This window comes from Sulfurisoma sediminicola (assembly GCF_003865015.1).
Lineage (GTDB): Bacteria > Pseudomonadota > Gammaproteobacteria > Burkholderiales > Rhodocyclaceae > Sulfurisoma > Sulfurisoma sediminicola.
In genome coordinates this window covers 496,428-521,328 of the sequence record NZ_BHVV01000008.1, presented here as the reverse complement: position 1 = coordinate 521,328, position 24,901 = coordinate 496,428, and the positions used below count along the sequence as shown (strand labels likewise).

Sequence of the window (24,901 nt, the reverse complement as noted above, 5' to 3'; positions counted from 1 at the left end):
TTTGTCATGTCCGGCAACAGCATCGGCACGCTGTTTCGCGTGACCTCGTTCGGCGAATCGCACGGTCCGGCGATCGGCTGCGTGGTCGATGGTTGCCCCCCCGGTCTCGATCTGTGCGAGGCCGACATCCAGGCCGAGCTCGACCGGCGCAAGCCCGGCACCTCGCGCCATGTGACGCAGCGCCGCGAGTCCGATACCGTTGAAATTCTCTCGGGCGTGTTCGAGGGCAAGACCACCGGCACGCCCATTGGCCTGCTGATCCGCAACGAGGACCAGCGCAGCAAGGATTACGGCAACATCGCCCAGAGCTTCCGCCCCGGGCATGCCGACTACACCTACTGGCAGAAATACGGCATCCGCGACTACCGCGGCGGCGGCCGCTCCTCGGCGCGCGAGACCGCGGTGCGCGTCGCCGCGGGCGCCATCGCGAGGAAATGGCTGCAGAGCCGCTACGGCATAGCCATCCGCGGCTGGATGAGCCAGCTTGGCCCGATCGAGATTCCCTTCGTCGATGCCCATGCCATCGATGCCAATCCCTTCTTCGTTCCCAACGCAGGGATCGTGCCGCAACTCGAGCAGTACATGGACGAGCTGCGCAAGGCCGGGGACTCGGTCGGGGCGAAAATCACCGTCGTCGCCGAGAACGCGCCGGTGGGCTGGGGCGATCCCGTCTACGATCGGCTCGACGCCGACATCGCACACGCCATGATGGGCATCAACGCCGTGAAGGGCGTCGAGGTCGGCGCCGGCTTCGCCTCGGTGGCGCAGCGCGGCAGCGAACACGGCGACGAACTGACCCCGGAGGGCTTCCTGAGCAACCATGCCGGCGGCATCCTCGGCGGCATCTCCACCGGCCAGGACGTCGTCGTCAACATCGCGATCAAGCCGACTTCGAGCATCCGCCTGCCGCGGCGCTCGATCGACCTGCAGGGCCGTCCGGTGACGGTCGAGACCCACGGCCGCCACGACCCCTGTGTCGGCATCCGCGCCACGCCGATCGCCGAAGCGATGCTGGCGCTGGTGCTGATCGATGCCGCGCTGCGTCACCGCGCGCAGTGCGCCGATGTCCATTGCCCTCTGCCGCCGATTCCGGGACGGCTGCTAAAATAGCCCCAGACCATCACATCCATCGCTGGAAGGAACACTCCAATGCAAGTCGATCACCACGATCTGTACACCGATTTCCCTGAAATGCGCGACGCGATCGACGTCCTCAAGGGTTGCAATGCCCACTTCTCCCGCCTCTTCGGTACCTACCATCGCCTCACCGGCAAGGTCGAGGATCTCGAAGCGCACGACATGCCGGTCGCCGATTTCACCCTCGAGGACATGAAAAAACAGCGCGTCAAGCTCAAGGATGAGATCTACCACATCCTGTTGGCCTTCCGCTCGGGTCAGCAGCACAAGTAAGCCCCGCCCGAAGGGGCGCGGTTGGCCGCCCCTTTGCTTCCGCCGCCGATGCGCTTCCCCCCGTACTGGCGGCTGTCCGCCTGGTATTTTTTCTACTTCGCCTTCATCGGCGCCTTCGCGCCGTATTTCACGCTCTACCTGCAGTCGCTCGGCCAGTCGGCTTTCGCCATCGGCGTGCTGATGTCGCTGATGCAGGTGATGCGCCTGGTCGCTCCCAACCTCTGGGGCTGGCTGGCCGACCGGCTCGGCCACAAGGTCGCCATCGTCCGCCTGTCGGCGGCGCTGTCGCTGGTCGGCTTTGGCACCTTCTTCTTTTTTCGTGACTTCGCCGGACTTTTCCTCGGCATGGCGGTGATGGCCTTCTTCTGGAGCGCATCCCTGCCGCTGGTCGAGGCGCTGACACTGGCTCAACTCAAGGGTCACCCGGATCGCTACGGCCGCATCCGCTTGTGGGGATCGGTGGGCTTCATCATTGCGGTTACCGCGGCGGGCATGCTGCTCGATGCGACTGGCCTGCCGGCGCTGCTGTGGATCTGCCTGGCGCTGTTGGCCGGAATTCTCGGCATTGCGCTGCTGCTCGGCGAGTCTCCGCCCGATACGATGCCCGCCGTCCATGCTCCGCTCGGACGCGAGTTGCGGCGTCCGGCCGTGGTGGCCTTCCTCGCCGCCTGCTTCTTCATGTCGGCCGCGCACGGCCCCTTCTATTTCTTCTATTCGATCCACCTCGTCGGGGCCGGCTATGGCAAGACGCTTGTCGGCGCCTTGTGGTCGCTCGGCGTCGTCGCCGAGATCTTCGTGTTCATTTACATGCCACGCCTGCTGCGGGCTTTTTCGCTGCGCTCGATCCTGCTCGTCAGCGTTGCGCTGGCCGTGGTGCGTTTCCTGCTGATCGGCTGGGCCGTGGATTCGCTGCCGCTGTTGCTGCTGGCGCAACTGCTGCACGGCGCGACGTTCGGTGCCTTCCACGCCGGCGGCGTGGCGATGCTCAACCGCTGGTTCGCGCCGCAGCACCAGGCGCGGGTGCAGGCGATCTACGGCAGCATCTCCTTCGGCGCCGGCGGCATGCTCGGCGGACTGCTCGCCGGCCAGACCTGGGAAAGCCTCGGCCCGGCCCTGACTTTCACCCTCGGCGCCGGCTTCGCCGCCATCGGCTGGCTGCTGATGTGGCGCGGCATGCACGAGCCGCCGGCTACGCGGCCTGTGCGATAATCCGCAACTTCCCCGCCGTACCTCCGCTGGATCCGCTTTTCATGCCGAAAACGCTTTACGACAAGCTATGGGAAAACCATGTCGTCCGCACCGAAGCGGACGGCACGGCGTTGCTCTACATCGATCGCCACCTGGTGCATGAAGTCACCAGCCCGCAGGCGTTCGAGGGGCTGAAGCTCGCCGGGCGCAAGCCGTGGCGCGTGTCGTCCATCGTCGCCACCGCCGATCACAACACCCCGACCGACCACTGGGAACGCGGCATCGAGGACCCGGTGTCGCGCCAGCAGGTCGAGACACTCGACGCCAACATCCGCGAGGTCGGCGCGCTGGCCTTCTTTCCGTTCAAGGATGCGCGACAGGGCATCGTCCATGTGATCGGGCCCGAGAACGGCGCGACGCTGCCCGGCATGACCGTGGTCTGCGGCGACTCCCATACCTCGACCCACGGCGCCTTCGCCTGCCTCGCCCACGGCATCGGCACCTCCGAGGTCGAGCATGTGCTGGCGACGCAGTGCCTGCTGCAGACGAAGATGAAGTCCATGCTCGTCCGCGTCGAAGGAACGGTCGGCGCTGGCGTGACGGCGAAGGACATCGTGCTGGCGATCATCGGCAGGATCGGCACGGCCGGCGGTACCGGCCATGCCGTCGAGTTCGGCGGCAGCGCGATCCGCGCGCTGTCGATGGAAGGGCGCATGACCGTCTGCAACATGGCGATCGAGGCCGGCGCCCGTGTCGGCTTCGTCGCCGCCGACGACACGACCATCGAATACCTGAAAGGCCGTCCCTTCTCGCCCAGCGGCGAGGTGTGGGACCGCGCCGTCGCTCACTGGCGTACGCTGGTGTCGGACCCTGGCGCTCGATTCGATGCCGTGGTCGAACTCGACGCGGCGGCCATCAGGCCGCAGGTGACCTGGGGCACCTCGCCCGAGATGGTCACCGACATCGGCGGCAGCGTCCCGGCACCGGAGGATTTCGCCGATACGGTCAAGCGCGAAGGCGTGGCCCGTGCGCTGCAGTACATGGGGCTGGCGCCGCGAACCAACATCCGGGACATCAAGGTCGACCAGGTTTTCATCGGTTCCTGCACCAACTCGCGCATCGAGGACCTGCGCGAGGCGGCGGTGGTGGCGAAGGGTCGCCGCAAGGCCGACAGCGTCAGACGCGTACTGGTGGTGCCGGGCTCGGGCCTGGTCAAGCGCCAGGCCGAGGCCGAGGGCCTGGACAGGATTTTCATTGCCGCCGGCTTCGAGTGGCGCGAGCCCGGCTGCTCGATGTGCCTGGCGATGAACGCCGACCGGCTCGAGCCGGGCGAGCGTTGCGCCTCGACCTCCAATCGCAACTTCGAGGGTCGCCAGGGCAATGGCGGCCGTACCCATCTGGTCAGTCCGGCGATGGCGGCCGCGGCCGCCATCGCCGGCCACTTCGCCGACGTCCGAGAAATCATCTGAGAGGAGAAACACCATGTTCCGATTCATTTCCGCCACCGTCGCCATCGCCGCCTTCGTGCTTGCCGGTTGCAATACCGTGCAGGGCGTGGGCAAAGACATCGAGAAGGGCGGCGAGGCCATCCAAAAAGCGACCAAGTAAATGCGCGCTTTCACCCGCCTTGACGGATTGGTGGCGCCGCTCGATCGCGCCAACGTCGATACCGATGCCATCATCCCCAAGCAATTCCTCAAGTCGATCAAGCGCTCGGGCTTCGGCCCCAACGCCTTCGACGAATGGCGTTATCTCGACCGCGGCGAGCCGGGCAGGGACAACAGCCAGCGACCGCTCAATCCCGAGTTCGTGCTCAACCAGCCGCGCTACCGGGGCGCCTCGGTGCTGCTGACGCGCGACAACTTCGGCTGCGGCTCTTCGCGCGAGCACGCACCGTGGGCGCTCGAGGACTACGGCTTCCGCGCGTTGGTCGGCACGACCTTCGCCGACATCTTCTACAACAACAGCTTCAAGAACGGCCTGCTGCCGATCAAGCTGCCGGCGGCCGAGATCGACGAGATGTTCGCCCAGGTCGCGGCCGCGCCCGGTTATCGCCTGAAGATTGACCTCGCCGCGCAGACCGTGACGCGTCCCGACGGCAAGGTGCTGAACTTCGACGTCGACGCCTTCCGCAAGGAGTGCCTGCTCAACGGCTGGGACGACATCGGCCTGACGCTGCGCCATGCCGACGCGATCCGCGAGTTCGAGGCGAAGCGCCGAATCGATCAGCCCTGGTTGTTTGCATAGGAAATCCAGATGAAAATTTGCGTACTGCCGGGCGACGGCATCGGCCCCGAAATAACCGCCGAAGCGGTGCGAGTGCTCAATGCCCTCGACCTCAAGTTCGAGATGGAAGAGGCGCTGCTCGGCGGCTGCGCCGTCGATGCCACCGGCAATCCCTATCCCGAGGCCACGCAGAAACTGGCGCAGGCGGCCGACGCCGTGCTGCTCGGTGCCGTCGGCGGTCCGAAGTGGGACAGCTATCCGCGCGAGCAGCGGCCTGAGCGCGGCCTGCTCGGCATCCGCAAGCAGCTCGGCCTGTTCGCCAACCTGCGCCCGGCCATCCTCTATCCCGAACTGGCCAACGCCTCGACGCTGAAGCCCGAGGTTGTGGCGGGGCTGGACATCCTCATCGTGCGCGAGCTGACCGGCGACATCTACTTCGGCCAGCCGCGCGGCATCGAGATGCGCGATGTGGACGGCAAGCACCAGCGCTTCGGCTTCAACACCATGCACTACACGGAGAGCGAGATACGCCGCATCCTCCGCGTCGCCTTCGATGCGGCGAAGAAGCGCAACAAGCGCGTCTGCTCGGTCGACAAGATGAACGTGCTCGAATGCACCCAGCTCTGGCGCGACGTCGCCATCGAGGTCGGTGCGGAATATCCGGACGTGGAACTCTCGCACATGCTGGTCGACAACGCCGCGATGCAACTGGTCAAGAACCCGAAGCAGTTCGACGTCATGGTCACCGGCAACATGTTCGGCGACATCCTTTCCGACGAGGCCTCGATGCTGACCGGTTCCATCGGCATGCTGCCGTCGGCCTCGCTCGACGAGAACAACAAGGGCCTTTACGAGCCCAGCCACGGTTCGGCGCCGGACATCGCCGGCAAGGGCGTGGCGAATCCGCTGGCGACCATCCTGTCGGCGGCGATGATGTTGCGCTATACCTTCAATCAGGAGGCAGTGGCGCAGCGCATCGAAGGCGCCGTGAAAAAAGTCCTGGCGCAGGGCTTCCGCACCGGCGACATTTATGAGTCAGGCATGAAAAGGGTCGGTACCAGGGAAATGGGCGACGCCGTGCTGGCGGTGCTGTGAAATTCAATTGTTGAGGTGAGCATCATGAAAAAGGTAGGTCTGGTCGGATGGCGCGGCATGGTCGGCTCGGTGCTGATGCAGCGCATGCGCGACGAGGGCGATTTCAAGCTGATCGAACCGGTGTTCTTCACGACCTCCAACGTCGGCGGCAAGGGGCCGGCGGAAGCCGGCGGCGTGCCACTAAAGGACGCGGCCGACATCGAGGCGCTGAAGGTGCTCGACATCGTCATCACCTGCCAGGGCGGCGACTACACGAAAGAAGTGTTTCCCAAGCTGCGCGCGGCCGGCTGGAACGGCTACTGGATCGATGCGGCATCGAGCCTGCGCATGGCCGATGACGCGATCATCATCCTCGACCCGGTGAACCTCGACGTGATCAAGGCGGGTCTGTCCAAGGGCGTCAGGAACTACATCGGCGGCAACTGCACGGTGTCGCTGATGCTGATGGGTTTGGGCGGACTGTTCCGTCACGACCTGGTCGAGTGGGTCTCGGCCATGACCTACCAGGCGGCTTCGGGCGCCGGCGCGCAGAACATGCGCGAGCTGATCTCGCAGATGGGCACGCTGCACGATGCCGTGAAGGCCGAGCTGGCCGACCCGGCCTCGGCCATCCTCGACATCGACCGCAAGGTGGCCGAGACCATGCGGGCATCGTCTTTCCCGACCAAGAACTTCCGCAACGTGCCGCTGGCCGGCAGCCTGATCCCGTGGATCGACGTGCCGGTCGAGGGCGGCCAGTCGAAGGAGGAGTGGAAGGGCGGCGCCGAGTGCAACAAGATCCTCGGCAAGCCGGCGTTCCGCTCCCCCGGCAGCATCCCCATCGATGGGCTCTGCGTGCGCGTCGGCGCCATGCGCTGCCATTCGCAGGGCCTGACCATCAAGCTCAAGAAGGATGTGCCCCTCGACGAGGTCAGCGACATCCTGGCCAAGGCCAACGACTGGGTCAAGGTCGTGCCCAACGAGCGCGAGATCTCCGAGCGTGACCTGACTCCCGCTGCCGTCACCGGTACGCTGACCGTGCCGGTCGGCCGCCTGCACAAGCTGGCCATGGGCCCCGAGTATCTGGGTGCCTTCACCTGTGGTGACCAACTGCTCTGGGGCGCCGCCGAGCCGCTGCGCCGGATGCTGCGCATCCTGTTGGATTGATGTTGCGCTGGTGCGATGCGTCACTCCTGAGGCAACGGTTGAGCTTGCATCGCTATGTCTATGATGTTATTTTGATTGCTGGAAAAAGTTCCCCACGGGGAGGCGCCGTGCATAAACATCACAAGCGAAACACCCTTCGAGCGTCCGCGCTCGCCCTTGCTCTGGCGGCCTTTCCGCTCGTGGCAAGCGCTGCCGGACTCGGCAAGCTCACTGTACTGTCGGGGCTGGGCCAGCCGCTCAGAGCTGAAATCGATGTTACCGCCAGCCGCGAGGAAGTCGGCAGCCTGGCGCCACGACTGGCGCCGGCCGAAACCTTCAGGCAGCAGGGCATTGAGTTCGCCGCCGCGCTCGCGAGCGTGCGCATGGCCATCGACAAACGGCCCAGCGGTCAGCCTTATATCAAGATCACCAGCGACCGGGCGCTGAGCGAGCCCTTCATCGACATGCTCGTCGAACTGTCCTGGGGTTCCGGACGTTTGGTGCGCGAATACACTTTCCTGCTTGATCCGCCAGCCGATGTGACCCAGAAGGTTGTCGCGACGCCGGTGGCATTGCCGGAAACCAAGGTCGAGAAACCGGTCGCGACCGAGCCGGCAAAGCCGGCTGCAGAGGTGAAGGCCGAGGAGCCGAAGGCCGAGGAAGCGAAGGCGGAACCCAAGGCCGAGGAGCCGAAAGCCGAGGAAGCGAAAGCGGAATCCAAGGCAGAACCGAAAGCCGAGCAAGCGAAGGCGGAGCCCAAGGCGAAACCCGAGGTCAAGGTGGCGGCCAAAGCGATGGAAGGCCGCGAGGTCAAGCGCGGCGATACGCTAGGCAAGATCGCCGCCGAACTCAAGCCCGAAGGCGTCAACCTCGATCAGATGCTGGTGGCGCTGTACCGCGGCAACCAGGAGGCGTTCGACAGCCACAACATGAATCGCCTGCGTGCCGGCAAGATTCTCAAGGTCCCCGAGACCGGCGAGGTTGTCGCGGTCGATGCGGCCGAGGCGCGCAAGATCGTCGTCGCCCAGTCCTCCGACTTCAATGCCTATCGCCGCAAGCTCTCCGAGGCGGTGGCCAAGGCGCCGGTCAAGGAAGAGGAGCCCAAGCAGGCGGCGGCCGGCAAGATCACGCCCAAGGTCGACGACAAGGCGCCCGCGCCCGCGGCCGGCAAGGACAAGCTCGAGGTCTCGCGTACCGAGGCGGCCAAGGATGCCAAGGGCGACAAGGCGAAGAGCCAGGCCCGCATCACCGCGCTGGAAGAGGATCTGGTTGCGCGTGATCGTGCGCTGAAGGAAGCGAATTCGCGCGTCGCCGAACTCGAGAAGAATGTCGGCGACCTGAAGAAACTCGCGGAACTGAAGAGCCAGGGCGGTGCGCAATTGCAGCAGCAGGCACAGAAACCTGCCGATGCGAAGAAGCCCGAACCGCCTGCGCCGGCGAAGACGGCCGAGGCCGCCAAGGCGCCGGCTGCGCCGACCGCAGCCCCCGCCGCGCCGCCTCCTCCCCCGGCTCAGCCGGCGGAGGCTGAGAAGCCTGCCGAGCCGCCGAAGACCGCGGAAGCCCCGAAACCGGCCGAGCCACCGAAGCCCGCCGCGCCGCCGCCAGTGAAGAAGAAGGTCGCGCCGCCCCCCCCGCCGCCGGAACCCGACTTCATGGAGGAATATGGCACGCTGGTGATGGGCGGCGGTGGCGTCATCGCGCTGGTGCTCGGCTATCTCGGCTTCACCGTCATGCGCAAGAAGCGCCAGGCCAAGGCCGCCGACACCGAACCGCTCAGCGAGATTACGGGAACCGATCTTTCCGCCAATTCCGTGTTCGGCACCACCGGCGGTCAGAGCGTCGATACCGGTGCCGCCTTGCATACGGATTTCGGCCAGGGACCGGCCAGCGCCGAAGAGGGTGTCGATCCGGTAGCCGAAGCCGACGTCTACATGGCCTACGGCCGTGATGCACAGGCCGAGGAAATCCTGATCGAGGCGCTGAAGAAGGAACCCACCCGTCTCGCCATCCACGTCAAGCTGCTCGAGATCTACAACGCGCGGCGTGCGGCGAAGCCGTTCGAGACGCTTGCCTTGGACCTCAAGGGTCTCACCGGTGGCAGCGGACCCGAGTGGGAGAAGGCGCTCGCCATGGGGCGTGTGCTCGATCCGAACAACGTGCTTTACGGCGCAGCCGCGGCACCGGCCGTGGAGCAGGCCCCCCGCCCCCGAGCCATGTCGCCTCGACCGTGATCCTGATGCCCGATCAGCCCGAGAAGATGCAGGCGACGGTGACCATGCCGGGGCAGCTCGCCCACATGGCTGCGGCAGCCGAGGCGCGCCCGCCGGCTGAAGAGGTCAGTTCGCTCGACTTCGACCTCGATCTCGGCGGCCCGGCTGAAGCTGCCCCTGCACCGGGCGCGGCGGCTCCCGCTGCTGCCGAAGCTTCAGGTCTGGCTTTCGATCTCGATCTCGGTGGGCCGGCGGCGACCGAAGCCGCCGTTGCGCCCGCCGCTGCCGGCCTCGACATCGACCTCGGCTTCGGCACCGAAGCCGCTCCCGCCGCACCCGACCTGGGCATCGACTTCGCGCTCGACGCCACGCCGGCGCCGGCCGCTCCCGCGGCATCGGCCGAGCCGCTCGCCGCCCCGTCCGGCGGTCTCGACTTCGACTTCGATATCGGGACACCCACTCCGGCCCCGGCTGCTGCTGCCGCAGCGCCGGCGCTCGATCTCGGCGGCCTCAGCCTTGAGCTCGGCGAGCCCGCCCAACCCGCAGCGGCGGCCCCGGCGGAGGACAATCCCGAGGTCGCGACCAAGCTCGAACTTGCTCAGGCGTACGAGGAAATGGGCGACAAGGACGGTGCCCGCGAACTGCTGCGGGAGGTGCTTAATGAGGGCAGCGCCGGGCAGCAGGAAACCGCGCGCGCCAGGCTCGCCCAGCTCGGTTGAGCCTGCCCGCGACATGGCGCCAACCGCCCCGGCGGCTGGCGCCATTTTTCTTGGCTGCTGACGCGATGCTCCATCCTGCCGCCTGGATCGCGCTCTGGGGTGTGATGGCCATCCTGCTTCAGGTACTCGAGCCGCGCTGGTTGGCGGCGATAGCCGTTCCCGTCCTGGCGTTGGCCGCGTACTTCGCCGGACGCGAGGTCCTGCGCCTGTTGCGACGCGCACGCTGGCTGTTGCTGACGATCGGCATCCTCTTCGTCTTCGCGACGCCAGGGGAGCGCTTGCCGGTTCCCTTCGGTTCCGTCGGGCTGTCGGTCGATGGACTGGTCGTCGCCGGCGAGCACCTGTTGCGCCTGGTCGTGCTGTTGGCGACGCTGGCGTGGCTGTGGCGGGCGCTCGGCTATGAGGGCCTGTTGAGCGGCCTGCACTGCCTGCTGCATCCACTCGGCTCGCTGCGCGATCGTATCGTGGTGCGCCTCGTACTCGCCCTCGACTACGTCGAGCGCGATGCGCGGGCGCGGGATTGGCGCGCGTGGCTTGGTGCCGGGCTCGACGCCGATGACGGCGGCGAGCCGACCGACATCGTGCGCCTCGCCGTGAGGCCACTGCGCCTGGTCGATCGCACGGCCCTGCTGGCCTGCGGCGCGGTCCTGATGCTGATGCTCTTCAAATGAGAGTCGCACTCGGCGTCGAATACGACGGCACGGCATTCGCCGGCTGGCAATCGCAGGCCAACGGCAACACGGTGCAGGACGTGCTCGAGAAGGCGCTGGGCCGCATCGCCGGGGAGCGCGTGCGCGTGACCTGCGCCGGGCGTACCGACGCCGGGGTGCATGCGTTGGCTCAGGTCGTTCATTTCGACACCGATGTGGCGCGCCCGCAGAGCGCATGGATTCGCGGTTCCAACAGCCATTTGCCGCCCGCGGTCGCGGTGCGTTGGGCGCAACCCGTCGCCGATGGCTTCCATGCGCGCTTTTGCGCGCTGTCGCGCAGCTACCGCTACGTCCTGCTCAACCGTTCGGTGCGCCCGGCCCTGCAACAAGGTCGCGTCGGCTGGTTCCATCACGCCCTCGACGTCGCGGCCATGGGCGAAGCTGCCCAAGCGCTGCTTGGAGAGCACGACTTCTCGGCATTTCGCGCCGCCGAATGCCAGGCGAAATCGCCGGTGAAGGTGTGTTATCGCGCCGACATCGCGCGCGACGGCGACCTGGTGACTTTCGACTTCCGCGCCAGCGCCTTCCTCCACCACATGGTTCGCAACCTCGTCGGAGCGCTCGTCTATGTCGGCAAGGGGAAGCACTCGCCGCAGTGGGTCGCCGAGCTTCTCGCCAGCCGCGACCGCACGCTCGCCGCGCCGACCTTCGACCCCGCAGGCCTTTACTTCGCCAGCGTCGAGTACGCGCCCGAGTGGGGCCTGCCGCCGCCCGGCGGGGTTATCATCCGCCCATGAGGAATCTTCGCGCCGATCCGCCCGGGCAATGAGCCGCACCCGTATCAAGATCTGCGGCATCACGCGCAGGGAGGACCTGCTCGCCGCCGTAGCGGCGGGGGCGGACGCGTTCGGGCTCGTCTTTTATCCGCCGAGCCCGCGCTTCGTGACCCTCGCTGCAGCCGCCCGGCTGTCCCGGGAGGTGTCGCCATTCGTCAGCTGTGTCGGCCTCTTCGTCAATGCCGATCCGGCTGTCGTGCGCGAGACGCTGGCCGCCGTCCCGCTCGACCTGCTGCAGTTCCATGGCGACGAGGACGCCGTCTATTGCGAACAGTTCGGGAAGCCCTATATCAAGGCGGCGCGGGTCCGGCCGGGGCTCGATTTGGTAGAATTCGCCCGCGCGTTTACTTCGGCCCGCGGGATCCTGCTCGACGCCTATGTCGAGGGTTACGGCGGGGCGGGGCAGACCTTCGACTGGAGCCTGATTCCCCGGAATCTGCCGCTGCCTGTGGTGCTCTCGGGCGGGCTGACGCCCGCCAATGTGCGCGACGCCGTCACAGGATTGCGGCCAGCGGCGGTCGATGTGAGCAGCGGAGTCGAAGCGGCCAAGGGCATCAAGGATGCGGGGAAGATCGCGGCGTTTGTCGCGGCGGTGAATGAAGCGGATATTCAACTGAATGCCTGAAAATACCTACAAATTACCCGACGAACGCGGCCATTTCGGAAAATTCGGCGGCATCTTCGTCGCGGAAACCCTGATGCCCGCGCTCGAGGAATTGCGTCTGGCCTACGAGGCGGCGCTGTGCGATCCGGCCTTCCGCGCAGAATTCGAATACGAGCTCGAGCATTACGTCGGGCGGCCGAGCCCTATCTACCATGCCAAGCGCTGGTCGGAGCTGCTGGGCGGCGCCCAGATCTACTTGAAGCGCGAAGATCTCAACCACACCGGCGCCCACAAGATAAACAACTGCATCGGCCAGGCCCTTCTGGCCCGGCGCATGCGCAAGCCGCGGGTCATCGCCGAAACCGGCGCCGGTCAGCACGGCGTCGCCACCGCCACCGTCGCGGCGCGCTACGGCATGGAATGCGTGGTCTACATGGGTAGCGAGGACGTCAAGCGCCAGGCCGCCAACGTCTACCGCATGAAGCTGCTCGGGGCCAGGGTCGTGCCGGTCGAGTCGGGCTCCAAGACGCTCAAGGATGCGCTCAACGAAGCGATGCGCGACTGGGTCACGAACATCGCCGACACCTTCTACATCATCGGCACCGTCGCCGGTCCGCACCCGTATCCGATGATGGTGCGCGATTTCCAGTCGGTGATCGGACGGGAGTGTCTCGAGCAGATGCCGGCGCTGGCGGGGCGGCAGCCCGACGCGGTGATCGCCTGCGTCGGCGGCGGCTCCAACGCCATGGGCATCTTCTACGATTACATTCCGCACGGCGAGGTCAAGCTGATCGGCGTCGAGGCGGCCGGCCACGGGTTGGAGAGCGGCAAGCACGCCGCGTCGCTGACCGCGGGGCGGCCCGGCGTGCTCCATGGCAACCGCACCTATCTGCTGCAGGATGACAACGGCCAGATCATCGAGACGCATTCGATCTCCGCCGGCCTCGATTACCCCGGCGTCGGCCCCGAGCATGCCTGGCTCAAGGATTCGGGTCGCGCCGAATACGTCACCATCACCGACGCCGAGGCGCTGGCCGGCTTCCACGCGCTGTGCAAGTACGAAGGCATCATCCCGGCGCTCGAATCGAGCCACGCCCTGGCCTATGCGGCCAAGCTGGCGCCGACGCTCGGCAAGGACAAGGTGCTGCTGGTCAACCTCTCCGGCCGCGGCGACAAGGACATGCACACCGTCGCCGAAAAGTCGGGCATCCAGTTCTGATCATGTCGAGAATCGCAAGCAAGTTCGCCCACCTGCAGGCGCAAAGCCGCAAGGCGCTGATCCCCTTCATCACCGCCGGCGACCCCGAGCCGGGGCAGACGGTGCCGCTGATGCAGGCGCTGGTCGCGGGCGGCGCCGACATCATCGAGCTCGGCGTGCCCTTCTCCGATCCGATGGCGGACGGCCCGACCATCCAGCGTGCCTCGGAACGTGCCCTGGCCTATGGCATCTCGCTGCGCATCGTGCTCGGCATGGTGCGCGAATTCAGGAAGCACGACGCCGACACGCCGGTCGTGCTGATGGGCTATGCCAACCCGGTCGAGGCCTACGGCGTCGAGGCCTTCGCCCGTGACGCCAAGGCGGCCGGCGTCGATGGCGCGCTGATCGTCGATTACCCGCCCGAGGAATGCGCGGAGTTCGCCGCGACGCTCAAGGCTGCCGGGCTCGATCCCATCTTCCTGCTGGCGCCGACCTCGGTCGAGGCGCGCTACGCCGAAGTCGGCGCCATGGGCAGCGGCTACATCTACTACGTCTCGCTCAAGGGCGTCACCGGGTCGGCGGCGATCGACCTCGACGAGGTGGCGCGGCGCATTCCGGCGATCCGCGAGAAGGTCGGCTTGCCGGTCGGCGTCGGTTTCGGCGTTCGCGATGCGGCCACCGCGGCGCGCATCGCCGCGGTGGCGGACGCCGTCGTCATCGGCAGCCGCATCATCGAAATTATCGAACAGAGTCCGCCCGGCGAGGCGCCGGCGCGGGTCGGCGAGTTCCTGCGCGGCGTGCGTGTCGCGATGGACGCGAAAGGATAATCGGCATGAGCTGGATCCAGAAACTGCTGCCGCCCAAGATCAAACGCAGCGAGGGCGCGAAGAAAACCATGCCCGAGGGCCTGTGGTCGAAGTGCCCGGCCTGCGAGGCCGTGCTCTACAGTTCCGACCTCGAGAACAACCTCAATGTCTGTCCCAAGTGCGGCCATCACCATCGCCTGCGCGCCCGCGCCCGGCTCGATCTGCTGCTCGACCCCGAGGGTCGCTTCGAGATCGGCGCCGAGGTGTTGCCGCTCGACCCGCTCAAGTTCAAGGATGGCAAGCGCTACGTCGACCGCCTGGCCGCCGCCAATGCCGATACCGACGAGGCCGATGCGCTGATCGTGATACAGGGCGCGATCAAGACGGTGCCGGTCGTCGTCGCCTGCTTCGAATTCGAATTCATGGGCGGCTCGATGGGCTCGGTGGTGGGCGAGCGTTTCGTCCGCGGCGTCAAGGCCGCCGTCGAGCAGCAGCTGCCCTTCATCTGCATCACCGCCTCGGGCGGCGCCCGCATGCAGGAAGGCCTGTTCTCGCTGATGCAGATGGCCAAGACCACGGCGGCGGCCACCCAGCTCGCGCGTCAGGGCCTGCCCTTCATCACCATTCTCACCGACCCGACCATGGGCGGCGTCTCCGCGTCCTTCGCCTTCGTCGGCGATGTCGTCATCGCCGAGCCCGGTGCGCTGATCGGCTTCGCCGGTCCGCGCGTCATCGAGCAGACGGTGCGCGAGACACTGCCCGAGGGCTTCCAGCGTTCCGAATTCCTGCTGGAGAAGGGCGCGATCGACATGATCGTAGATCGCCGCGAGATGCGCGACCGCCTCGCTTCGCTGATCACCCTGCTGCAGAGGGTTCCGGCAGTCCAATGATCCTGCATCAGTGGCTGGCGCACATCGAGCGCCAGCACGCCCAGCCGATCGCGCTGGGCCTCGACCGGGTGCGCGAGGTCAGTCGCCGTCTCGGCCAGCGGCAGCACTGCCCCGTCATTCTCGTCGGCGGCACCAACGGCAAGGGCTCCACCTGCGCCATGCTCGAGCGCATCCTGCTTTGCGCCGGTTATCGTGTCGGCCTCTACACCTCGCCGCACCTGATCGACTACAACGAGCGTGTGCGCATCGACGGGCGGCCCGCCGACGATGCCGCGCTCTGCGAGGGCTTCGCCCGGGTCGAAGCGGCACGCGGTGACGTGCCGCTGACCTATTTCGAATTCGGCACGCTCGCCGCGTGGGAAATTTTCTCCCGCCGGCCGCTCGACGCCATCATCCTCGAGGTCGGTCTCGGTGGCCGCCTCGATGCCACCAACATCTTCGAGCCCGACGTCGCCATCGTCACCGGCGTCGATCTCGATCACATGGACTACCTCGGTCCCACTCGCGAGGACATCGGCCGCGAGAAAGCCGGCATCTTCCGCGCGGGCAAGCCGGCCATCTGCGGCGACGCTCAGCCGCCGGCGAGCCTGCTCGAATACGCTCGAAGCCTCGGCAGCGTCCCAGGGGATACCGCTTCGCATAACCTGCAGCTGATCGGTCGCGACTTCGGCTACGAGAGACAGGAGGGCCAGTGGCAGTTCCGGGGCCGCCTGGGACAACGCTCGGGGCTGGCCTGGCCGGCGCTGCGCGGCGCGATGCAGCTCGCGAACGCCTCCTGCGCGCTGGCGGCGCTCGACGCGCTGCGCGACCGGCTGCCGGTGGCGATGCAGGACATCCGCCGAGGCCTGCTCGAGGTCGAATTGCCCGGGCGTTTCCAGGTGCTGCCGGGGCGGCCGACGCTGGTGCTCGACGTCGCCCACAACCCGCAGGCGGCGCGCGTGCTGGCCGAGAATCTCGGCAACATGGCCTTCCACCCCAGAACCTGGGCGGTCTTCGGCATGCTGCGCGACAAGGACGTCGGCGGCGTCATCGCGGCGCTGAAGCCGCGCATCGACGTCTGGCTGCCATGCTCGCTCGAAGGCCCCCGTGCCGCCAGCGCCGACTTTCTCGCCACCGCGCTGGAGGCGGCCGGCTGCAGGGTCGGTGGCCGCTTCGCCAATCCCGCCGCGGCCCTGGCGCAGGCCCAAGCCGCCGCGGGTGAAGGTGATAGAATTCTCGCCTTCGGATCCTTCCTGACGGTGGCCGAGGTTCTGCGCGCGCGAGCACCTCAACCCATGGCGAATGGCGAAAATTTCGACTGACAGCGCGACTGCGAGCGCAATGGACGACGACGCGCAAAGCGAACTCAAGCGCCGCGCCCGGCGGCGCCTCGTCGGCGCGACGGCTCTCGCGCTCGCCGCCGTGATCGTTCTGCCGATGGTGATGGACCACGAGCCGCGCGTTCCGGCACAGGAAATCCAGGTGCGCATTCCCAGCCAGGATGGCGGTGGAGGTCTCGTCTCGCGCATCCTGCCCGGCAAGGGCTCGACGGCGTTGCCGCCCCTGGCCGACAGCCAGCCTGCGGCGCAGCCCGGCGTCTCGCCCAAGGTGGACACAAAGGCCGAGGCCAAGACCGAACCCAAGATTGAGCCCAAGGCGGAAGCCAACGTGGAAGCGAAGGCCGAGGTGAAGGCCACGCCCAAGGTCGAGCCGAAGCCAGCGCCTGTTGCCGCCAAGGCCGAGCCCCAGCCGCCGGCGAAGGCGGCCGAAGGAGCGCGGGCCGCCGCGGCGCTCAGCGGGCAGGGCAGCGGCACGGAACAGTGGGTGGTCCAGCTCGGCGCCTACAAGGAAGCGGGCAACGTCAAGCTGCTGATGAAGAAACTCAAGGAAATGGGTGTGCCGAGCTACACGGAAGAGTTCGACTCGCCGCAAGGGCCGCGGACACGGGTGCGCGCCGGTCCCTTTGCGACGAAGGAGGCGGCCGAAAAGGCGCAGGTGAGGGCGAAGGCCATCGGCGTCAGCGGGACCGTCGCGCCCAAGTGAGGATGGGGTGACGGCATTCGACTATGCCGTGCTCGGCATCATGGCGGCATCGCTGTTGCTGGGGCTGTGGCGCGGAGTGGTGAGCGAGATACTGGCGCTGGCGGCCTGGGTGGTCGGCTTCGTGGTGGCCCGCATGTTCGCGGCCGACGTGGCGCCGGTGTTCGGCAAGCTGCTGCCGGATGCCACGCTGCGCTACGTGGCAGGTTTTGCGACCGTATGCCTGGCGGTGCTGGTAGTATTTTCGATCGGCCGGCTGGTGGTGCGGCTGTTGTTGAAGGCGGTCGGGCTGGGTTGGGCGGATCGCACGCTCGGCGCGGTGTTCGGCATCGGTCGCGGCGTCTTGATCGCGCTGATGCTGGTACTGGTCGGCGGTCTGACGCCGCTGCCGAAGGAAGTATGGTGGCGCGATGCGACATTGGCGCCACCGCTGGAAACGGCGGTCATCGCCGCGAAGCCCTGGCTTCCGGCGGACCTGGCGAAACGGATTCGTTACAGATAGCGGGACGGGTGAAGCGCGATGTGTGGAATTCTCGGAGTCGTAGCGACAACTCAGGTCAACCAGCTGCTCTATGACGGCCTGCAGGTGCTGCAGCATCGCGGCCAGGACGCGGCGGGCATCGCCACGGCCGAAAGCGGCCGTTTCCACATGCACAAGGGCTCGGGTCTGGTGCGCGACGTCTTCCGCACGCGCAACATGCGCAACCTCATCGGCCGCTGGGGCATCGCCCACTGCCGCTACCCGACCGCCGGTTCGGCCTACAACGCCGCCGAGGCCCAGCCCTTCTACGTCAACTCGCCCTTCGGCCTGATGCTCGCCCACAACGGCAACCTCACCAACGCCGAGGAGCTCAAGCGCGACATGTTCCTGCAGGACCTGCGCCACATGAACACCAACTCCGATTCGGAGGTGCTGCTCAACGTGCTGGCGCACGAGCTGCAGGTGGCATCGACCAAGTACCAGGTCGATGCCGAAACCATATTCAAGGCGGTCGCCGGCGTGCATCGCCGCGTCAAGGGCGCCTACGCCGTGGTGGCGATGATCGCCGGCTACGGTCTGCTCGCCTTCCGCGATCCCTGCGGCATCCGCCCGCTGGTGGTCGGGCGCAACGAGACGCCGGACGGCATGGAATATCTGGTGGCCTCGGAGAGCGTGGCCGTCGACACCCTGGGCTTCAAGTTCATGCGCGACGTCGAGCCGGGCGAGGCGGTACTGGTCGACATGCAGGGCAATTTCGTCAGCCGCCAGTGCGCCGAAAACACCCTCCATGCACCCTGCATGTTCGAATACGTCTACCTGGCGCGTCCCGACTCGCTGATCGACGGCGTTTCCGTGTACGAGACGCGCGTCAAGATGGGTGAATATCTGGCCGACAAACTCAAGCACACCATGCCGCATCTCGAGATCGATGCGGTGATCCCGATTCCCGACTCGTCGCGGCCGGCGGCGATGGAAATGGCCGTGCGCCTGGGGCTGCCCTACCGCGAGGGCTTCGTCAAGAACCGCTACATCGGCCGCACCTTCATCATGCCCGGCCAGGCCTCGCGCCGGAAATCGGTGCGGCAGAAGCTCAATGCCATCACCCAGGAGTTCCGCGGCAAGAACGTGCTGCTGGTGGACGACTCCATCGTGCGCGGCACCACCAGCAAGGAAATCATCCTGATGGCGCGCGAGGCCGGTGCCAAGAAAGTCTACTTCGCGTCCGCATCGCCGCCGGTGCGCTTCGCCAACGTCTATGGCATCGACATGCCGACGCGGACCGAGCTGATCGCCGCCTTCCGTTCCGACGAGGAGATCTGTCGCGAAATCGGCGCCGATGCGTTGATCTATCAGGATCTCGAGGCATTGCGCCAGGCCGTGCGTACGCTCAATCCGTCGCTGACGCAGTTCGATACCTCCTGCTTCGACGGCCGCTACATCACCGGCGACATCAGCGCCGAGTACCTCGATGGTGTCGAGCAGGCGCGCGGCAGGAAGCCCAAGGCCGGCAGCGACGACGGCAGCGACGGTGGCGACGGTGGCGATGGCAGCCAGCTCGACCTCAACCTGGTCACGTCGGAGTGATTGACGCGGCCGGTCCGCCTGTGTAAGGTGCGGTCTGTGCGCCGATTTGAGTTCAGCTTGCGGGCGCCTAACAAATACAGCTAAAGCGAGAACGGCAAAGAGCCCGGTTCGCGCAAGCTGACCGGGCTTTTTTATTGGAGATTGCGATGGACGAGAATTATCACCTGGACACCCTGGCCGTCCGCGCCGGCCAGGAGCGCAGCCAGTTCGGCGAGCATTCCGAGGCGCTCTACCTGACCTCGAGCTTCGTCTTCACGAGCGCCGCCCACGCCGCAGCGCGCTTTTCCGGCGCCGAAGAGGGCATGGTCTACGCTCGCTTCACCAACCCCACGGTGGACATGCTGCAGAAGCGCCTGGCCGCGCTCGAGGGCGCCGAACGTTGCGTCGCCACCGCCAGCGGCATGGCGGCCATCCTCGCGACGACGATGGCACTGCTCAAGGCCGGCGACCACATCGTCGCCTCCAACGGCATCTTCGGCGCGACGCAGCAGCTCTTCGGCGGCAACATCCTCGGCAAGTTCGGCATTGAGACCAGCCTGGTCGCCGCCACCGACCTCGACGCCTATCGCGCCGCGGTGAAGCCGAACACCAAACTCTTCTTCATCGAGACGCCGTCGAACCCGCTGACCGAGGTCATCGACATCGCGGCGGTGGCCGAGATCGCCCATGCCGCAGGCGCGCTGCTGGTGGTCGACAACTGCTTCTGCACGCCGGTGCTGCAGCGCCCGCTCGAGTTCGGCGCCGACCTGGTGATCCACTCCGCGACCAAGTATCTCGATGGCCAGGGCCGCGTCCTCGGCGGTGCCGTCTGTGGTTCCAACGCCCTGGTCGAGGAGGTGTTCAAGTTCCTGCGCACCGCCGGGCCGACGCTGTCGCCCTTCAACGCCTGGGTCATCCTCAAGGGCCTCGAGACGCTGCGCCTGCGCATGGAGGCGCAGTCGGCAAACGCCCTCAAGCTCGCGCAATGGCTCGAGGCGCAGCCGCAGGTGGCCCGCGTCTTCTACCCCGGCCTGGCCTCGCATCCGCAACACGCGCTGGCGATGCGCCAGCAGAAGAGCGGCGGCGCCATCGTCTCCTTCGAGGTCAAGGGCGACCGCAAGGCGGCGTGGCGGGTGATCGACTCGACCCGGCTGCTCTCGATCACCGCCAACCTCGGCGACACCAAGACCACCATCACCCACCCGGCCTCGACCACCCACGGCCGCATCACGGCCGAGGCGCGCGCCGCCTCGGGCATCACCGAGGGTCTGCTGCGCGTCGCCGTAGGCCTCGAGGACATCGGCGACATCGAGGCGGATCTGGCGCGGGGGCTGTAGCACCGGGCGGTGAGGCGGGCTGCGTTTTTTCTTCGCGGACCCGAAGGGCCGCCATCCCGCCCGGCCTCCCGCTGCCCAGGAAGGCACATATCCCCAAAGGGGACTTCCTTCGGGGCGTCGCCCGAACGGCATGCCCCCCGGTAACGACCGTTGCAGCGTGCTCCATCCGATGAAAAGTCGGCGCTGGCGGGACGCCGGTGACTATGCCTTTCGCTGGATTGACCGCTCGAAGCCTTCCCTTTAGCCTGCTGTGATGCGAATGGAATCCCAATACTGCGAGGCGTTGCACGCCGCTGGAAACGTGGTCTGTCCCTTATTGCTCAACACGACGCCGAAGCCATCGACGACATTCGCCGCGCACTCACAGTAATAGGGGACAGACCACGGTTTTCCCCTGCTCCGGGGCGCGGGAGTATCCCTCCTTCGTCCCCTATGGACAGCGGCCGTTCCCGTCGAGCTTCATCCAGCGCTGCAGCCAGTCCTTGACGCGCTGGCGGGCGTGGCGGGTCGCGACCTTTTCCTCGGGCGTCTGGTCGGCGCGGAAGTCGAAGGCGCGCCGCGCCAGCGGGTAGCCCTGCAACTCGACCGGCACGCCGCGCTCCCACAGGGCGTAGAAGGCGCGGCCGTTGCTCATGCGGCGCAGTTCGAAGTCCTGCTCGCCGATCAGCAGCAACATCGGCGTGGTGATCTGCATGATCTCGGGGGCGACGCGGAACAGTTGGTCGGGCTCGGGGGCGTTGGGGTTCTGCATGTGGCCGTAGTAGCTGGCGATGGCGGCGATGTCCTTGCCGCGCTTGGCCGCGAGGCGGATCGCGTAGTAGGGCCCGCGCGACTGGCCGACGATGCCGACGGGCATCTTGCAGGCCTTCGGATGCTTCATCAGGTAAACCATCGCCGCCTCGACGTCGCCCTCGGTCGCTGGGTCGTGCTCCGAGGGCCAGCGCTCGATCATGCGCCCGGCCTGCCAGTCGGGCATCACGACGAGGAATCCCTGGTCCGCCAGCTCGGCGATGTGCTTCTGCTCGTTCTCATCCACGCCGCGCTTGGCGTGGATGAACAGCACCGGCGGGAAGGGGCCTTTGCCCGCGGGCACGGCGATGGAGAGCGGTACCTCGACGTCGCCGGCCTTGATGGTGGTCTGCTCGAGGGTGGCGGCATTGGCTCCCGCGGTGGCGACGGCGAGCAGCAGGGCGAAACGAATGCGGGCAATGGCAGTCATAGCAAGGGCTTGAGGGCGGTTTCGAGTTGTTGGTAGCCGATCGCGCCGAAATGGCGCAGGGCGAGCCGGCCGTCGCGACCGATGAGGAAGAAGCGTGGCGGCGCCCGCGTCACCCCGAAAATTTCCGAATGCCGCGCCGTGCGCATCGCCACCGGGAAGGTGTAGCGGTGGTCCTGCCAGAATTCGTCCACCTCGATGCGCTCGGCGTCGATGGACAGCGCCAGGATCTCGAAGCCGGCGGCCTTGTACTTCTCGTACAACTTCTGCAGTTCGGGCAGTTCCTTGCGGCAGGTCGGGCACCAGGTGGCCCAGAACACCACGAGCACGGGTTTGCCCGCAAGCGATTTGGCGGGCAGCGTGCGGCCGTCGAGCAGCTGGGTGTCGAAGGCGGGGATCGCGTCGCCGACCGCGGGCTGGGCTTGGGCCGCGCCGGCGAGCAGGAACAACAAGGGATACAGCAGACGCCACGACTGGGGGAACATCGGAAACCTCCTCCCGTTAAGACGCGACAGCCTCCGCGATTATTTCATCGTCGTGGGCGCCATCCCGCAGCAGCGCCAGCAGCGCGGCGCCGTAGCGCTCGGCCTTGGCCGCGCCGATGCCGGCCACTGCGAGCAACTGGTCGAGCGTCCGCGGCCGCAGGCTCGCCAGCTCGTGCAGGGTGCGGTCGTGCATGATGACGTAGGCGGGCACACCCTGTTCGCGCGCGCTGGCGGCGCGCCACTGGCGCAGGGCGTCGAAGAGGGCGTCGCCTCCCTGCGGCAGCAGCGGCATGGGCGCGGCACGCTTCTTCGCGCCGCGCACGCGGACCGACTGGCGGCGCAGCATCAGCGTGGTCTCGCCCTTGAGCACGGGTCGCGCGGCGTCGGTAAGCTTCAGGGCGCCGTAGTGGTGGGCGTCGGCATGCAGCAGGCCGGCGGCCAGCAGCTGGCGGGCGATGTTGCGCCAGCCGGCCTCGTCGAGGTCGGCGCCGACGCCGAAGGTGGGCAGGGACTCGTGGCCGAACTGGGCGACCTTCTCGGTGTGCTTGCCGCGCAGGATGTCGATGAGGTGGCCGGCGCCGAAGCGCTGGCCGGTACGCAGGGCCGCCGACATGAACTTGCGCGCGGCCTCGGTGCCATCCCACAGCTCGGGCGGAGCGAGGCAGGTGTCGCAATTGCCGCAAGGTTCGTGCTCCTCGCCGAAGTAGCGCAGCAGCAGGGTGCGGCGGCAGCCGGCGGTCTCGCAGTAGCCGAGCATGGCGTCGAGCTTCTGCCGTTCGATGCGCTTCTGCTCCTCGGGCGCGGCCGACTCGTCGATGCGCTGGCGGTGGATCACCACGTCGTTCATGCCGTAGGTCATCCAGGCCTCGGCCGGATCAAAGTCGCGCCCGGCGCGGCCCGTCTCCTGGTAGTAGGCCTCGAGGCTCTTGGGCAGGTCGAGGTGGGCGACGAAGCGCACGTCGGGCTTGTCGATGCCCATGCCGAAGGCGATGGTGGCGACCATCACCACGCCTTCCTCGCGCACGAAGCGCTGCTGGTGGGCGCGGCGCGTTTCGGCGTCGAGACCGGCGTGGTAGGGCAGGGCGGCGATGCCTTGCGTTTGCAGCCAGGCGACGGTCTCGTCGACCTTCTTGCGCGACAGGCAATAGACGATGCCGGCTTCGCCGCGGTGGCCGGCGAGGAAGGCGGCGAGCTGGCTGCGCGGATTGTCGCGGTCGACCACGGTGTAGCGGATGTTGGGGCGGTCGAAGCTGGCGACGAAGACCGCGGCCTCCTCGAGGCCGAGGCGGCGGCGGATTTCTTCGCGGGTCAGCGCGTCGGCCGTGGCGGTGAGCGCGATGCGCGGCACCTGCGGGTAGCGCTCGTGGAGAATCGAGAGCTGGATGTACTCGGGGCGGAAGTCGTGGCCCCACTGCGAGACGCAATGCGCCTCGTCGATGGCGAACAGCGCCACGCGCTCCTCGCCGGCGAGGCGGTCGAGCAGGCCGAGGAAGCGGTCGGTCAGCAGTCGTTCCGGCGCGACGTAGAGCAGGTCGAGCTCGCCGGCGAGGAGCCGCCGCTCCGTCGCCATCGCGGTGGCGGCGTCGAGGCTGGAGTTGAGGAAGGCGGCCTTGACGCCGAGCTGCAGCAGGGCATCGACCTGGTCCTGCATCAGCGCGATCAGCGGCGAGACGACGATGCCTGTGCCTGCGCGCAGCAGCGCCGGCAACTGGTAGCAGAGCGACTTGCCGCCGCCGGTGGGCATCAGCACCAGGGCGTCGCCGCCGCCAAGCAGTCGATCGACGATCTCGGCCTGGCGGCCGCGGAAGGCGGGAAAGCCGAAGACGCGCTGCAGCGTCTCGAGTGCCTCTGCCATCTACCGCTTGTCGGCGTCCGACTTATCGAGGGTGACGATGCCCTTGAGACGCGTCGTGGCGATGACGTGCAGCACGATGCCGCAGCCGACGAAGAACACGACGGAGGCCATCAGGCTGGCCTGGATGGCGTCGTAGGCTCCCCGGACCGGATAGAGCGCCGCACCGACGGCGCAGCCGACGCCGGCGATGTAGCAGAGCACGGCGATGGCCATCGCGATTTTCTGGCCGAAGGTTTTTTCCATGGGGGTCCGTTACGTTAGGTGAAGGGAATGGCGCGACAGCCGGTGGCATCGCAGGCGAGGTAGCCGCCCAGCGTTTCGCTCCAGTCCGGCAGCACCCAGCGCTCGGCGGTGCGGCCACCGATGTCGACCTCGTGGCGGGCCGGGCGGTGGGTGTGGCCGTGGATCATGCGCCCGACCTCGTGGCAGCGGAAGGCCGCCGACACCGAGGCAGCCGCGACGTCCATGATCTCGCAGGTCTTGGTCTGCTTCTCCTGCTCGCTTTTCTCGCGCAATTGCTCGATGCGGGTGCGGCGCTCGGCCAGGGGCTGGGCGAGGAATTCGCGCTGCCAGCGTTCGTCGCGGACCATGGCGCGGAAGCGCTGGTAGTCGGCGTCGTCGGTGCAGAGGGTGTCGCCGTGGAGCAGCAGGGTGCGCATGCCGGCGATGTCGACGACGATTTCCTCGGGCAGCAGCTTCGCGCCCGTGGCCTTGCAGAAGTCGGCGCCGACGAGGAAGTCGCGGTTGCCGGGGAGGAAGAAGATCGCCGTGCCGCCGGCACCGACTTTTCGTATGGCGGCGCAGATGTCGGCGTTGAAGGGATCGGCGAGGTCATCGTCGCCGGCCCAGTATTCGAAGAGGTCGCCGAGCAGGTAGAGCGCGGTCGCCTCGCGCGCCGGCCCGGCGAGAAAGCGCTCGAACAAATGCACTGTGCCCGGGCGGGCCGGGCACAGGTGCAGGTCGGAGGCGAAGAGGATCAAGGAAGAGT

General features: G+C 67.2%; 25 protein-coding genes and 1 pseudogene. 21 read left to right on the top strand and 5 right to left on the bottom strand.

Annotated elements, in window-relative coordinates; all coding sequences use genetic code 11:
* The first annotated feature begins 6 nt into the window (after positions 1–6).
* From aroC to EJE94_RS13885, 21 genes and pseudogenes are all read left to right on the top strand, one after another.
* Positions 7–1,110, top strand: a complete 1,104-nt coding sequence (gene aroC / locus EJE94_RS13985; protein ID WP_121243099.1) for a chorismate synthase — start codon at positions 7–9, stop codon at positions 1,108–1,110.
* Positions 1,111–1,149: 39 nt separating this feature from the next.
* Positions 1,150–1,410: an HP1242/YdcH family protein gene (locus tag EJE94_RS13980; RefSeq protein WP_121243098.1), complete on the top strand. Its 261-nt coding sequence runs from the start codon at positions 1,150–1,152 to the stop codon at positions 1,408–1,410.
* A gap of 48 nt (positions 1,411–1,458) precedes the next feature.
* Complete coding sequence (locus EJE94_RS13975) at positions 1,459–2,619, top strand: MFS transporter (protein ID WP_121243097.1); 1,161 nt, start codon at positions 1,459–1,461, stop codon at positions 2,617–2,619.
* A gap of 41 nt (positions 2,620–2,660) precedes the next feature.
* On the top strand, positions 2,661–4,067 hold the full coding sequence (gene leuC, locus EJE94_RS13970; protein WP_121243096.1) for a 3-isopropylmalate dehydratase large subunit: 1,407 nt from the start codon (positions 2,661–2,663) through the stop codon (positions 4,065–4,067).
* A gap of 13 nt (positions 4,068–4,080) precedes the next feature.
* The gene (locus EJE94_RS13965; RefSeq protein ID WP_121243095.1) at positions 4,081–4,206 is read left to right on the top strand and encodes an entericidin A/B family lipoprotein; all 126 of its coding nucleotides are present in this window, start codon (positions 4,081–4,083) and stop codon (positions 4,204–4,206) included.
* The gene (leuD, locus tag EJE94_RS13960) at positions 4,207–4,845 is read left to right on the top strand and encodes a 3-isopropylmalate dehydratase small subunit (protein ID WP_121243094.1); all 639 of its coding nucleotides are present in this window, start codon (positions 4,207–4,209) and stop codon (positions 4,843–4,845) included.
* Positions 4,846–4,854: 9 nt separating this feature from the next.
* Positions 4,855–5,919 (top strand): 3-isopropylmalate dehydrogenase, encoded by a 1,065-nt coding sequence (gene leuB, locus EJE94_RS13955; RefSeq protein WP_121243093.1) that lies wholly within the window; start codon positions 4,855–4,857, stop codon positions 5,917–5,919.
* A gap of 24 nt (positions 5,920–5,943) precedes the next feature.
* The gene (asd, locus tag EJE94_RS13950; protein WP_121243092.1) at positions 5,944–7,065 is read left to right on the top strand and encodes an aspartate-semialdehyde dehydrogenase; all 1,122 of its coding nucleotides are present in this window, start codon (positions 5,944–5,946) and stop codon (positions 7,063–7,065) included.
* A 107-nt stretch (positions 7,066–7,172) separates the two neighbouring features.
* Positions 7,173–9,275, top strand: coding sequence for a type IV pilus assembly protein FimV (locus EJE94_RS13945; protein WP_165904847.1), 2,103 nt, complete (start codon positions 7,173–7,175; stop codon positions 9,273–9,275).
* 5 nt (positions 9,276–9,280) lie between these two features.
* Entirely contained in the window at positions 9,281–9,973 is a 693-nt protein-coding gene (locus EJE94_RS13940; RefSeq protein ID WP_124962476.1) for a FimV C-terminal domain-containing protein, read from the top strand.
* A gap of 65 nt (positions 9,974–10,038) precedes the next feature.
* The gene (locus tag EJE94_RS13935) at positions 10,039–10,644 is read left to right on the top strand and encodes a CbiQ family ECF transporter T component (RefSeq protein ID WP_121243090.1); all 606 of its coding nucleotides are present in this window, start codon (positions 10,039–10,041) and stop codon (positions 10,642–10,644) included.
* Positions 10,641–11,357 (top strand): annotated as a pseudogene (gene truA, locus EJE94_RS13930) (tRNA pseudouridine(38-40) synthase TruA); the annotation flags it as partial. The gene EJE94_RS13935 and the pseudogene truA, both read left to right, overlap by 4 nt.
* Positions 11,251–12,084 carry a phosphoribosylanthranilate isomerase gene (locus EJE94_RS13925; RefSeq protein WP_275540533.1) on the top strand — a complete coding sequence of 278 codons (834 nt, stop codon included), beginning with the start codon at positions 11,251–11,253 and terminating at the stop codon, positions 12,082–12,084. The pseudogene truA and the gene EJE94_RS13925, both read left to right, overlap by 107 nt.
* Positions 12,077–13,282 carry a tryptophan synthase subunit beta gene (trpB, locus tag EJE94_RS13920; protein WP_121243087.1) on the top strand — a complete coding sequence of 402 codons (1,206 nt, stop codon included), beginning with the start codon at positions 12,077–12,079 and terminating at the stop codon, positions 13,280–13,282. The genes EJE94_RS13925 and trpB overlap by 8 nt, the downstream gene beginning before the upstream one ends.
* Positions 13,283–13,284: 2 nt before the next feature.
* Positions 13,285–14,088: a tryptophan synthase subunit alpha gene (gene trpA / locus EJE94_RS13915; protein ID WP_121243086.1), complete on the top strand. Its 804-nt coding sequence runs from the start codon at positions 13,285–13,287 to the stop codon at positions 14,086–14,088.
* 5 nt (positions 14,089–14,093) lie between these two features.
* Positions 14,094–14,957 carry an acetyl-CoA carboxylase, carboxyltransferase subunit beta gene (accD, locus tag EJE94_RS13910; protein ID WP_121243085.1) on the top strand — a complete coding sequence of 288 codons (864 nt, stop codon included), beginning with the start codon at positions 14,094–14,096 and terminating at the stop codon, positions 14,955–14,957.
* The gene (gene folC / locus EJE94_RS13905) at positions 14,954–16,258 is read left to right on the top strand and encodes a bifunctional tetrahydrofolate synthase/dihydrofolate synthase (protein WP_121243084.1); all 1,305 of its coding nucleotides are present in this window, start codon (positions 14,954–14,956) and stop codon (positions 16,256–16,258) included. The genes accD and folC overlap by 4 nt, the downstream gene beginning before the upstream one ends.
* A 19-nt stretch (positions 16,259–16,277) precedes the next feature.
* Positions 16,278–16,979 carry an SPOR domain-containing protein gene (locus EJE94_RS13900; RefSeq protein ID WP_243642625.1) on the top strand — a complete coding sequence of 234 codons (702 nt, stop codon included), beginning with the start codon at positions 16,278–16,280 and terminating at the stop codon, positions 16,977–16,979.
* Between the two features lie 7 nt (positions 16,980–16,986).
* Positions 16,987–17,478: a CvpA family protein gene (locus EJE94_RS13895; protein ID WP_121243082.1), complete on the top strand. Its 492-nt coding sequence runs from the start codon at positions 16,987–16,989 to the stop codon at positions 17,476–17,478.
* A gap of 18 nt (positions 17,479–17,496) precedes the next feature.
* Positions 17,497–19,041 (top strand): amidophosphoribosyltransferase, encoded by a 1,545-nt coding sequence (purF, locus tag EJE94_RS13890; RefSeq protein ID WP_121243081.1) that lies wholly within the window; start codon positions 17,497–17,499, stop codon positions 19,039–19,041.
* 146 nt (positions 19,042–19,187) lie between these two features.
* Positions 19,188–20,357, top strand: a complete 1,170-nt coding sequence (locus EJE94_RS13885; RefSeq protein WP_121243080.1) for an O-succinylhomoserine sulfhydrylase — start codon at positions 19,188–19,190, stop codon at positions 20,355–20,357.
* A gap of 430 nt (positions 20,358–20,787) precedes the next feature.
* Here EJE94_RS13885 and EJE94_RS13880 read toward each other — a convergent pair whose 3' ends face one another.
* Genes EJE94_RS13880 through EJE94_RS13860 form a run of 5 tightly spaced genes read right to left on the bottom strand, consistent with a single transcriptional unit; the run spans position 20,788 to position 24,893 of the window.
* Complete coding sequence (locus EJE94_RS13880; RefSeq protein ID WP_121243079.1) at positions 20,788–21,576, bottom strand: dienelactone hydrolase family protein; 789 nt, start codon at positions 21,574–21,576, stop codon at positions 20,788–20,790.
* Positions 21,573–22,058: a TlpA family protein disulfide reductase gene (locus EJE94_RS13875; protein ID WP_121243078.1), complete on the bottom strand. Its 486-nt coding sequence runs from the start codon at positions 22,056–22,058 to the stop codon at positions 21,573–21,575. The genes EJE94_RS13880 and EJE94_RS13875 overlap by 4 nt, the downstream gene beginning before the upstream one ends.
* A gap of 16 nt (positions 22,059–22,074) precedes the next feature.
* Positions 22,075–23,913 carry a DNA helicase RecQ gene (gene recQ, locus EJE94_RS13870; RefSeq protein WP_121243077.1) on the bottom strand — a complete coding sequence of 613 codons (1,839 nt, stop codon included), beginning with the start codon at positions 23,911–23,913 and terminating at the stop codon, positions 22,075–22,077.
* Positions 23,914–24,156 carry a hypothetical protein gene (locus EJE94_RS13865; protein ID WP_121243076.1) on the bottom strand — a complete coding sequence of 81 codons (243 nt, stop codon included), beginning with the start codon at positions 24,154–24,156 and terminating at the stop codon, positions 23,914–23,916.
* Positions 24,157–24,170: 14 nt separating this feature from the next.
* Positions 24,171–24,893, bottom strand: coding sequence for a UDP-2,3-diacylglucosamine diphosphatase (locus tag EJE94_RS13860; protein WP_121243075.1), 723 nt, complete (start codon positions 24,891–24,893; stop codon positions 24,171–24,173).
* Positions 24,894–24,901 lie beyond the last annotated feature (8 nt).

What these genes read in the sequence shown, in the direction of transcription:
- EJE94_RS13865 (WP_121243076.1), bottom strand. Translation starts at nt 24,156, where the DNA reads ATGGAAAAAACCTTCGGCCAGAAAATCGCGATGGCCATCGCCGTGCTC.
- leuC (WP_121243096.1), top strand. Translation starts at nt 2,661, where the DNA reads ATGCCGAAAACGCTTTACGACAAGCTATGGGAAAACCATGTCGTCCGC.
- purF (WP_121243081.1), top strand. Translation starts at nt 17,497, where the DNA reads ATGTGTGGAATTCTCGGAGTCGTAGCGACAACTCAGGTCAACCAGCTG.
- EJE94_RS13880 (WP_121243079.1), bottom strand. Translation starts at nt 21,576, where the DNA reads ATGACTGCCATTGCCCGCATTCGTTTCGCCCTGCTGCTCGCCGTCGCC.
- EJE94_RS13875 (WP_121243078.1), bottom strand. Translation starts at nt 22,058, where the DNA reads ATGTTCCCCCAGTCGTGGCGTCTGCTGTATCCCTTGTTGTTCCTGCTC.
- EJE94_RS13980 (WP_121243098.1), top strand. Translation starts at nt 1,150, where the DNA reads ATGCAAGTCGATCACCACGATCTGTACACCGATTTCCCTGAAATGCGC.
- EJE94_RS13965 (WP_121243095.1), top strand. Translation starts at nt 4,081, where the DNA reads ATGTTCCGATTCATTTCCGCCACCGTCGCCATCGCCGCCTTCGTGCTT.
- EJE94_RS13885 (WP_121243080.1), top strand. Translation starts at nt 19,188, where the DNA reads ATGGACGAGAATTATCACCTGGACACCCTGGCCGTCCGCGCCGGCCAG.
- accD (WP_121243085.1), top strand. Translation starts at nt 14,094, where the DNA reads ATGAGCTGGATCCAGAAACTGCTGCCGCCCAAGATCAAACGCAGCGAG.
- EJE94_RS13940 (WP_124962476.1), top strand. Translation starts at nt 9,281, where the DNA reads ATGCCCGATCAGCCCGAGAAGATGCAGGCGACGGTGACCATGCCGGGG.
- EJE94_RS13975 (WP_121243097.1), top strand. Translation starts at nt 1,459, where the DNA reads ATGCGCTTCCCCCCGTACTGGCGGCTGTCCGCCTGGTATTTTTTCTAC.
- folC (WP_121243084.1), top strand. Translation starts at nt 14,954, where the DNA reads ATGATCCTGCATCAGTGGCTGGCGCACATCGAGCGCCAGCACGCCCAG.
- aroC (WP_121243099.1), top strand. Translation starts at nt 7, where the DNA reads ATGTCCGGCAACAGCATCGGCACGCTGTTTCGCGTGACCTCGTTCGGC.
- trpA (WP_121243086.1), top strand. Translation starts at nt 13,285, where the DNA reads ATGTCGAGAATCGCAAGCAAGTTCGCCCACCTGCAGGCGCAAAGCCGC.
- EJE94_RS13925 (WP_275540533.1), top strand. Translation starts at nt 11,251, where the DNA reads ATGTCGGCAAGGGGAAGCACTCGCCGCAGTGGGTCGCCGAGCTTCTCG.
- leuD (WP_121243094.1), top strand. Translation starts at nt 4,207, where the DNA reads ATGCGCGCTTTCACCCGCCTTGACGGATTGGTGGCGCCGCTCGATCGC.
- EJE94_RS13935 (WP_121243090.1), top strand. Translation starts at nt 10,039, where the DNA reads ATGCTCCATCCTGCCGCCTGGATCGCGCTCTGGGGTGTGATGGCCATC.
- EJE94_RS13900 (WP_243642625.1), top strand. Translation starts at nt 16,278, where the DNA reads ATGGACGACGACGCGCAAAGCGAACTCAAGCGCCGCGCCCGGCGGCGC.
- leuB (WP_121243093.1), top strand. Translation starts at nt 4,855, where the DNA reads ATGAAAATTTGCGTACTGCCGGGCGACGGCATCGGCCCCGAAATAACC.
- trpB (WP_121243087.1), top strand. Translation starts at nt 12,077, where the DNA reads ATGCCTGAAAATACCTACAAATTACCCGACGAACGCGGCCATTTCGGA.
- asd (WP_121243092.1), top strand. Translation starts at nt 5,944, where the DNA reads ATGAAAAAGGTAGGTCTGGTCGGATGGCGCGGCATGGTCGGCTCGGTG.
- recQ (WP_121243077.1), bottom strand. Translation starts at nt 23,913, where the DNA reads ATGGCAGAGGCACTCGAGACGCTGCAGCGCGTCTTCGGCTTTCCCGCC.